This is a genomic window from Nocardia sp. NPDC055050 (genome assembly GCF_053608345.1).
Genome location: NZ_JBSGVG010000082.1, coordinates 1 through 8,121 on the forward strand (window position 1 = coordinate 1; position 8,121 = coordinate 8,121).

Annotated in this window: 9 protein-coding genes; 2 read left to right on the forward strand and 7 right to left on the reverse strand. The window is 68.3% G+C overall.

Annotation, left to right across the window (positions count from 1 at the left end; translation table 11 throughout):
• The first annotated feature begins 388 nt into the window (after positions 1-388).
• Positions 389-1,486: an adenosine deaminase gene (locus ACWGCN_RS35530; RefSeq protein ID WP_452460357.1), complete on the forward strand. Its 1,098-nt coding sequence runs from the start codon at positions 389-391 to the stop codon at positions 1,484-1,486.
• Positions 1,487-1,536: 50 nt separating this feature from the next.
• Here ACWGCN_RS35530 and ACWGCN_RS35535 read toward each other — a convergent pair whose 3' ends face one another.
• From ACWGCN_RS35535 to ACWGCN_RS35555, 5 genes are read right to left on the reverse strand one after another with little or no spacing between them, the layout of a single operon-like run.
• Positions 1,537-2,775, reverse strand: a complete 1,239-nt coding sequence (locus tag ACWGCN_RS35535) for a primosomal protein (protein ID WP_378995357.1) — start codon at positions 2,773-2,775, stop codon at positions 1,537-1,539.
• Between the two features lie 14 nt (positions 2,776-2,789).
• Positions 2,790-3,149: a YbaB/EbfC family nucleoid-associated protein gene (locus tag ACWGCN_RS35540; protein WP_378635517.1), complete on the reverse strand. Its 360-nt coding sequence runs from the start codon at positions 3,147-3,149 to the stop codon at positions 2,790-2,792.
• Complete coding sequence (locus tag ACWGCN_RS35545; protein WP_101464284.1) at positions 3,146-3,499, reverse strand: hypothetical protein; 354 nt, start codon at positions 3,497-3,499, stop codon at positions 3,146-3,148. Before ACWGCN_RS35545 ends, ACWGCN_RS35540 begins: the two co-directional genes overlap by 4 nt.
• Positions 3,496-4,647 (reverse strand): NlpC/P60 family protein, encoded by a 1,152-nt coding sequence (locus ACWGCN_RS35550; protein ID WP_452460356.1) that lies wholly within the window; start codon positions 4,645-4,647, stop codon positions 3,496-3,498. Before ACWGCN_RS35550 ends, ACWGCN_RS35545 begins: the two co-directional genes overlap by 4 nt.
• Positions 4,644-4,976: a hypothetical protein gene (locus ACWGCN_RS35555; RefSeq protein WP_379314914.1), complete on the reverse strand. Its 333-nt coding sequence runs from the start codon at positions 4,974-4,976 to the stop codon at positions 4,644-4,646. The genes ACWGCN_RS35550 and ACWGCN_RS35555 overlap by 4 nt, the downstream gene beginning before the upstream one ends.
• 146 nt (positions 4,977-5,122) lie before the next feature.
• Between ACWGCN_RS35555 and upp the strand changes: the two genes are divergently transcribed.
• Complete coding sequence (upp, locus tag ACWGCN_RS35560) at positions 5,123-5,746, forward strand: uracil phosphoribosyltransferase (protein WP_378995364.1); 624 nt, start codon at positions 5,123-5,125, stop codon at positions 5,744-5,746.
• Position 5,747: 1 nt separating this feature from the next.
• Here upp and ACWGCN_RS35565 read toward each other — a convergent pair whose 3' ends face one another.
• Positions 5,748-7,256 (reverse strand): phospho-sugar mutase, encoded by a 1,509-nt coding sequence (locus ACWGCN_RS35565; protein WP_452460355.1) that lies wholly within the window; start codon positions 7,254-7,256, stop codon positions 5,748-5,750.
• A complete protein-coding gene (locus tag ACWGCN_RS35570) occupies positions 7,257-8,036 on the reverse strand; it encodes a purine-nucleoside phosphorylase (RefSeq protein WP_452460354.1) in 780 nt (259 codons plus the stop codon).
• Between the last annotated feature and the right edge of the window lie 85 nt (positions 8,037-8,121).

Consider the following 8,121-nt stretch of genomic DNA (forward strand, 5'->3'; position numbering starts at 1 on the left):
GGTTAGGCACCGGGGCTTGCTCCTTCGTCGCCTACGCCCCGGCGCCTGACCGGCGGCCCGGCCGCGGACCGGCCACTTCGTGGCCGTCCCTCCCTAGGGGTCGGGAGTGCGGTGGCTGGGTTGGGTGGGTTGTTGAAGACGGGGACGGGCTGGGTGTGGGCGGTGGGTTGTTGAAGAGGGGGACGGTTGGGTGTGGGCGGTGGGTTGTTGGGGAGGGGGACTGGCTGGGTGTGAGGTGTGGCCGGTGGGGAGGGGACTGGCTGGGTGTGGGGTGTGGGGAATGCGGTGGGTGGCTCGTAATAGTCGTTTGCGGGGCGGGTAATCAACGAGACGGTTGCCACGTGGGGACTTCGCTGCCGGGATCGGCGTGGGCGGCTACCGTCTATACATGACTGGACCGGCGCCCCTTGACCTTGCTTCGATCCGACGCGCACCGAAGGCCTTGCTGCATGATCACCTCGATGGTGGTCTGCGGCCCTCGACGGTGCTAGAGCTGGCCGCTGATTGCGGTTATGACGAATTACCCGCTGCCGATGCCGAGAGTTTGGGGGCGTGGTTTCGTGACGCCGCCGACAGCGGATCGCTCGAGCGGTATCTGGAGACGTTCGCGCACACGGTCGCGGTGATGCAGACCCCGGAGGGGCTGCGCAGGGTGGCGCGGGAGTGCGCGATCGATCTCGCCGCTGACGGGGTCGTGTACGCGGAGGTGCGGTTCGCGCCCGAGCAGCACCTCGAAAAGGGCCTCACGCTCGACGAGGTGGTCGAGCACACCCTCGCGGGGTTCCGGGAGGGCGAGGCGATCGCGGCGGAACAGGGCAACGTCGTTCGGGTGACGTGTCTGCTCACGGCGATGCGGCACGCGGCGAGGTCGCGGGAGATCGCGGAGCTGACCGTGCGGTTCCGGGATGCCGGGGTGGGCGGGTTCGACATCGCGGGCGCCGAGGCGGGATTTCCTCCCACCCGGCACCTGGACGCGTTCGAGTATCTGCGAGCCAATCACGCGCACTTCACGATTCACGCGGGTGAGGCGTTCGGCCTGCCGTCGATTCACGAGGCGCTGGCGTTCTGTGGCTGCGATCGGCTGGGCCACGGAGTGCGCATCACCGACGACATCAGCGTCCCGGGCGACATCCAGGACGCCCAGCTCGGCCTCGTCGCGAACTACGTGCGCGATATGCGGGTACCGCTGGAACTGTGTCCCTCGTCGAATGTGCAGACCGGCGCGGTGCCCTCGCTGGACAAGCATCCGTTCGACCTGCTGGCCCGCCTGCGCTTCCGGGTCACCGTCAACACCGACAACCGCCTGATGAGCGACACCTCCATGAGCGAGGAGATGCTCAAGCTGGTCGACACCTTCGGCTACGGCTGGAGCGACCTGGAACGCTTCACCATCAACGCCATGAAGTCGGCCTTCATCCCGTTCCCGGACCGGCTGAAGATCATCGACGAAGTGATCAAGCCGGGTTACGCGGTCCTGCTCGGTTGACATGAATCAGGGGTGGCACCGTATCGGCGCCACCCCTGATCTGTCGAGAACTACTCGCTGACGAGGCGTGCTTCGAACGCACGCTGCAAGTCGCGGAACTGCTGGGCCTCCGACGCGTACGGCGGGTTCGGCGCCATCCGGTTCGGATCCGGGTTGAGCAGGTACGAGACGTACCAGCCCAGCGGGTTCGACTGTGCGAGAGCCGTTTCGACGCTGTCGTCATCGGCGTAGTCGGCCGCGTCGCTGAACAGTTCGACCGCGAGGTCGAGCTGTTCGATATCGACCGCCTCCGGTCCCTCGGCCAGATCGTCGACCAGACCGGTGAGCACGTAGACGTTCTCGTCGGTCACCTCGACCTCGAGCGAACCGTCCACCGCCGCGGTCTGCACCTCGGCGTAGGTCGACACCCGCGACAGCTCGTGCTCGTGATCGTCGGCCAGGTAGCGGGCCAGTGCGCGCTCGGAACCGAAGACGGTGATGGTGCTGCCGTCACCGAGGAAGATCGGCTCGTCGTCGAGGTAGCAGCGCAGGGTGAACTGCTCGCCGTCGGAGGTGACGATCTTGACGGGGTCGATGCCGACCTCGTCCCAGAAGGACTCCTCTTCGTCCTCGTCGGCCGCGGAGAGGTCGACGTTCTCGAACTCTTCCTCCTCTTCGGCGGCATCGTCGGCGTCGACCTCGTTCTCCTCGGCCGCCAGCAGCTCCGCCTCGGCGACGGCCACCGCGGCCGCGTCGACGTCGGGTGTGCTGACGACGCTGTCGATCGCGTCGAGCACGTCGTCCCAGCCCTTGACGATCGCGGCACCGACCTGGTCCCACAGCTCTTCACCGTCGCGGCCGACGAATGTGCTCGCCCCGCTGGCCAGCGCACCGAGCACCGGGTTGTTGCCGAAGAACTTGGTCACCACGTCGAGCTCGCACACCTCGGCGATATTGCGCACCATCGCCAGGGTGTCCTCGAGCTCGCCGACGACGTCGACGTCCGGGTCGCCCGCCGCCAGTTCCGGCACGGAGACCAGATCGAAGCTGAAATTCTCCTCCGGCTCCAGCTCAGCGGCCGAAAGTCCGGCGATGACCGCCCAGGACGGGTGGTCGACGAGGTCGTTGTCGGAGTTGGTGCGGATGAACGCCGCCAGCTCCGCAACGGACTCGAATCCGTAGAGGTCGTCCTCGTGACCGAGGAACGCCTCCCACTCGTCGTCACCGTCGCGCCAGCGCGGTGCCCACAGGGTGACGAGATCGCCATCGGTCAGACCGAGCTCGATCGGGACGATGTCTCCAGAAGCCATGACGCGAAGCCTAGCTAGCTCGAGCGCCGGGCACTATCCGGCCCGGGTGCTAATTGCCCGTCGGGCTGTGCACTCGGGCCGGCGAGCGATTCGTTCAGTGTCGCAATGATGTTGGAACGTGCCTCACCGGCGGTCTCGGTGGCCTGTTTGCAGGCCGACAGGATGAGTGCGGCGGCCTCGGTGGGCGCCAGCGTGGTGATGGCTTCGTCCAGCGTCAGGGCGACGAGGGCGCCGTCGCTGTTCACCTCGGCGGTGACCAGCCCGTCCTCGGTGGTGAAACGCCCGTTGACCTGCTTCAACCCGTACAGCGCGGCCTCGAGCGCCTCGAGTTTTCCGGTGACGCCCGCGACCAGGGCATCCATTTCCGCACTCACAGTGGCCTCATCCAACTCGTCTGACCGGTGTCGGCGTCGTCGATGCGATCGAGCTCGTCGACCGCCTGACGCCGGGTGGGCAGGTTCATCTTGTCGAGCAGTTCGTCGGGGATCTGCGCCTGCTCGCTGTAGACCTCGCGCAGGCGAGCCGCGGCGGCGATGGTCGAGCGCCGGGTCAGGCGCAGGATCTCGTCGGCCAGCGCCTGTGCGCCGAACTGGTATTCACTGCGTTCGAACTTGAGCGCGATCGGCAGACCCATGCTGGTCGCGCGGACCGAGATCGTGCCGGAGCGGTTGGTGCTGACCGCGGACTCCACATTGGGGACCTCGGGGATCGGCGTGCCGCTCATTCGGTAGGCCTGTAGAAGCCGTAGAACTCCATGCCACTGTTCTCCGTTCGGATGGAACTGATCGAAACCGGATCGCCCGCCTCGACGAGCTGCCCGTTGCCGACGACCATGGCGACATGGCCGTCCCACACCGCCAGATCGCCCGGCATCAGGTCACCGGGGGATACCTGAGGATTGCCGATGTGCTGTTCCTGCGCCAGCCGTGGCAGTTCGACCCCGGCCTCGCCGTAGGCGTACTTGGTGAGCCCGCTGCAGTCGATGCCCGACTGGGGGTCGTTGCCGCCCCAGACGTACGGGGTGCCGACGGCGCCGATGGCCGAGCGGACCGCGGTCGCGGCCTTCTCGTTGGGCGCCTCGACGGTGCTGCCGTCGGGCAGGGTGATCTTGACGCCGGTACCGGACCCTGTCGACGAACCGGCCGATGACCCCGTCGATCCGCCCGTGCCCGCGGAGGTCCCACCCGTGGTGGTCGACTTCGAGGAGCTGTTGCTGCTGTTGCTGCCGCCCATCGCTGTCGACAGGCCGGAACCCATGGCGCTGAGCACTGTGCTGCCGGTGCTCGCCGCGGTCGAGAGCAGGCCCGAACTCGAGGCCGAGGACACGAGGTTGCTCGCGCCGGACGAGACGCTCGCCAGTGACGTGCTCGACGGCGCGGGGGTGAGCTCCTGGATCGCGGAGGTCTGGGTGCCGAGTTCGTCCTGTACCCGGCCGACGACGCCCATGCCCTGACCGATGTGATCGATCGCCGAGCTCACCACGGCGGTCAGACCGGCCGGGGTGCCCAGGGTGGGGCTGAGCGCGGACACTTGCGACAGGAACGAGTTGACGATTCCGTCGAGCTCTTTCTGACCGGTCTCCACATAGGCGGCGGCCTGGTCGACGACGGTCGCCATCTCGGTGCCGTTGTCGCTCAGAGTCGCCGAGGAGGTCTGTACGCGCAGCGCCTTGGCGGTGGCCGCGTCGACGGCCTGGCCGTCCCACGCGGTGTTCACGTTGTTGATGCTGCTGCGGCCCTGTTGGTAGATCTGGTCGAGGTTGGTCGAGGTCGAGCGCAAGCCGTCGGATGCGCCGCCGGTGCCGAGTACGCCGGTGCCGAAGCTCGACAGCAGATCGAGGAGGGGCTGAGCCAGGCCGCTGAGGTCGATCATGCTTCGGTACCGATGTCGCCCGCGGCGGCGCTGAGCCCGGCCGCGTTGTTCAGGTCGGTCTCGACGAGGGTGGTCGCGGCGCTGGCGGTGGCCAGCCCCATGCTCCCCATGACCGCCGACAGCTGGGCGATCGACGCCACGTGACCGGCGTGCGCGGCGGAGTAGGCGGCGGTGAAATCGCCGCCGATGAGACCCATGATGGGGCCGAGCAGGGTGGGGTCGGAGGCAACCGAACCAGCCGCCGCCGTGGCCAGTTCCGTGGCCATCACCTCAGCAGCTGCGCTGTACGCGACGATGCCTTCGGCATCGGCCGACATTTTTTTCGTCATCGAACTTCCCCCAATCCTCGAGTTCCCGGGCAGAGTACGTCACTCAGTATCTTGGACGCACCGACGCCGCATTCGGTTCCCTACTACCGCGAAAATTTCCCCAGCGGTCGTAGGCGCGAAGCGCCAAGCGACCCTATCGTCTTTTCATGCGCACCGACACCGTCGATCATCCACTCGCCGCGGCCCTGCTCAGCACCATGCGGGACGCCCGGACCGACAACGCCACTTTCCGCAATGCTCTGGCCGATCTCACCGGCATCCTCATGTACGAGGCGCTGCGCGACGCGCCGGTGGTGCGCGAGCCCATCGACACGCCGGTCGCGGTCACCGAGGGCGTCCGCTTGGCGGCGCCCCCACTGCTCGTTCCGGTGCTGCGCGCCGGGCTCGGCATGGTCTACGCCGCAGCCGAACTCGTGCCCGAAGCCCGCGTCGGCTTCGTCGGCATCGCCCGCGACGAGCAGACCCACGAGCCGGTGCCGTACCTCGAGTCGCTGCCCGCCGACCTCACCGGCCTGCCCGTCTTCGTCCTCGATCCGATGCTGGCGACCGGCGGTTCCATGCGCCACACGATCGAACTGCTCGCCGCCCGCGGCGCGACCGACATCACCGCCATCTGCGTCGTCTCGGCACCCGAAGGCGTTGCCGCCCTCGCGGCCTCGGGCCTCCCGGTCCGCCTGATCACCGCCGCCATCGACGAGAAACTCAACGAGAACGCCTACATCGTCCCCGGCCTCGGCGACGCGGGCGACCGCCAGTTCGGCCCCCGCTGAACTATTGCTCGCCCGCTGCCAGCGACCGGCAGAACGTGGTGAGCTGGGAGAGGCGCTGGGCGGTGAGCTGTTTCGCGTCGTTCAGGTCGTCTCGGCCGGCGACCGGGGCGAATACCTCCAGGTAGCACTTGAGTTTGGGTTCGGTGCCCGAGGGACGCACGACGATGCGGAAGTCGTCGGCGTCGAAGATCAGTGCGTCGGTGCGGAGCCGGCCGCGGACCTGCGCCTGGTCGGTGAATTTCACCGGGGTGCCTGCGATGTCGCTGGGTGGGTTCGCGCGCAGGGCGGCGACCAGCACGCTCGCGGCGGCCTGGTCGGGCAGGCGCAGGGATACCTGCCCGCCCGCGTGCAGGCCGAATTCGACAGCGTAGGAGTCGAGTTCGCCTTGCAGGGTGGTGTCCTGAGCCTTCAGCAGGGCGACGAGGTCGGCGGCGGCCACCGCGGCCGAGATGCCGTCCTTGTCGCGGACCTTGGCGGGGTCGACGCAGTGCCCGATGGCCTCCTCGTAGGCGTAGACGAGTCCGTCGCCCGCCCTGGCCAGCCATTTGAAGCCGGTGAGGGTCTCGGCGTAGCGGGCCGAGCGCGCGGCGGCCAGCTTCGACAGCAGGCGTGAGGACACGATGGTCGTGGCGACCAGCGGGTCGGTGGGGTGCGTGCGCAGCACGTAGTCGGCCAGCAGTACACCGGTTTCGTCGCCGCGCAGCATGTGCCAACCATCCGGGCCGGGCACTCCGAGCGCGCACCGATCGGCATCGGGATCGAGGGCGATCGCCACGTCGGCATCGACCCGCTCGGCCAGCGCGAGCAACAGATCGGCGGCGCCCGGCTCTTCCGGATTGGGGAAGGAGACGGTGGGGAAGTCGGGGTCGGGGGCGAACTGCACCTCGACCACCCGCACATCGGTGAACCCGGCCGCGGCCAGTGCGCGCACCGCGAGTTCACCGCCGACCCCGTGCAGCGCGGTCAGCGCGATCCGCACATCCGCCCGTTCGCCGGGACCGCCGAGCAGCCGGGGCAATTCCGCGACCCGCTCGAGATAGTGATCGACCAGATCGGCACCGGAGGTCGAAACAGCTTCCCGTGCAACAGGTTCGACAACCGCCTCGATGCGCTTCTCGATCTCGCTGTCGGCGGGCGCGATCAATTGCGACCCGCCGTCGAGGTACACCTTGTAACCGTTGTCGGCAGGCGGATTGTGCGAGGCGGTGATCTGCACCCCCGCCACCGCACCCAGCTCACGCACCGCGAACGCCACCACCGGAGTCGGCACCGGGTCCGGCAGCACCGTGACGGGAAAGCCTGCGGCAGTGAAGATCTCAGCGGTCGCCGTGGCGAAATCCGCCGACCCGTGCCGCGCGTCCCGCCCGACCACCACGGCGCCACCGCCGAGGCAACGTTCGCGCAGCCAGTCGGCCAGCCCGGCGGTGGCCCGTGACACCGTCGTCACGTTCATCCCGTCCGGGCCCTCACGCAACGGTCCACGCAGGCCTGCGGTCCCGAAGCGCAGCATCTACACGCGCTCCAGAATGCCGCGCAGCAGCTTGCCCAGCCGGGGCGCCGCGGCTTGCCCCTCGGCCAGCACCTCCGCGTGCGAAAGATGTTCGCCGGTAACGCCCGCGGCCAGATTGGTGACCAGCGAGATGCCGAGCACCTTCGCCCCCAGTGAACGCGCCTCGATCGCCTCGAGCACCGTCGACATACCGACCAGGTCGGCACCGATGGTCGCGAGCATGCGGATCTCGGCGGGCGTCTCGTACTGCGGACCGATGAGCCCGGCGTACACACCCTCGGTCAGACTCGGGTCGATTTCCCGTGTCAGCGAACGCAATTCGGGATCCCAGGCGTCGACCAGGTCGACGAATCGCGCGCCTACCAGCGGGGTGCGCGCGGTGAGGTTGATGTGGTCGGCGATCAGCACCGGCTCACCCACCCGCAGGCCCGCCCTGAGCCCACCCGCGGCATTGGTGAGCAGCACGATCTCGGCGCCCGCCGCGATCGCCGCGGTCACCGGGTGCACCACCTGTTGCGGTGTGTAGCCCTCGTACAGGTGCTGGCGGCCCATCAGCAGCAGCACGTTGTTGTCGTTCACGGTGACCGAATGCACCGTGCCGCCGTGCCCCTGCGCACTGGGTTTGCCGAAGCCGGGTAACTCCGTCATGGGGATCGAGGCGCGCGGCGCGCCGATCTCGGCTGCTGCCTCCTGCCACCCCGATCCCAGCACCACGGCCACGCGATGACGCGGCACTCCCGTACGTTCGGCAATCGCCGCAGCGGCCTGTTCGGCAGTCATGGGCTGAGTTTATTGGAGCGCCGGCGCGCTCGAGTTCGCGGCCACGGGTGTCCCGACGATCAGGTGCCGTTGCTTGCTCCTTCGT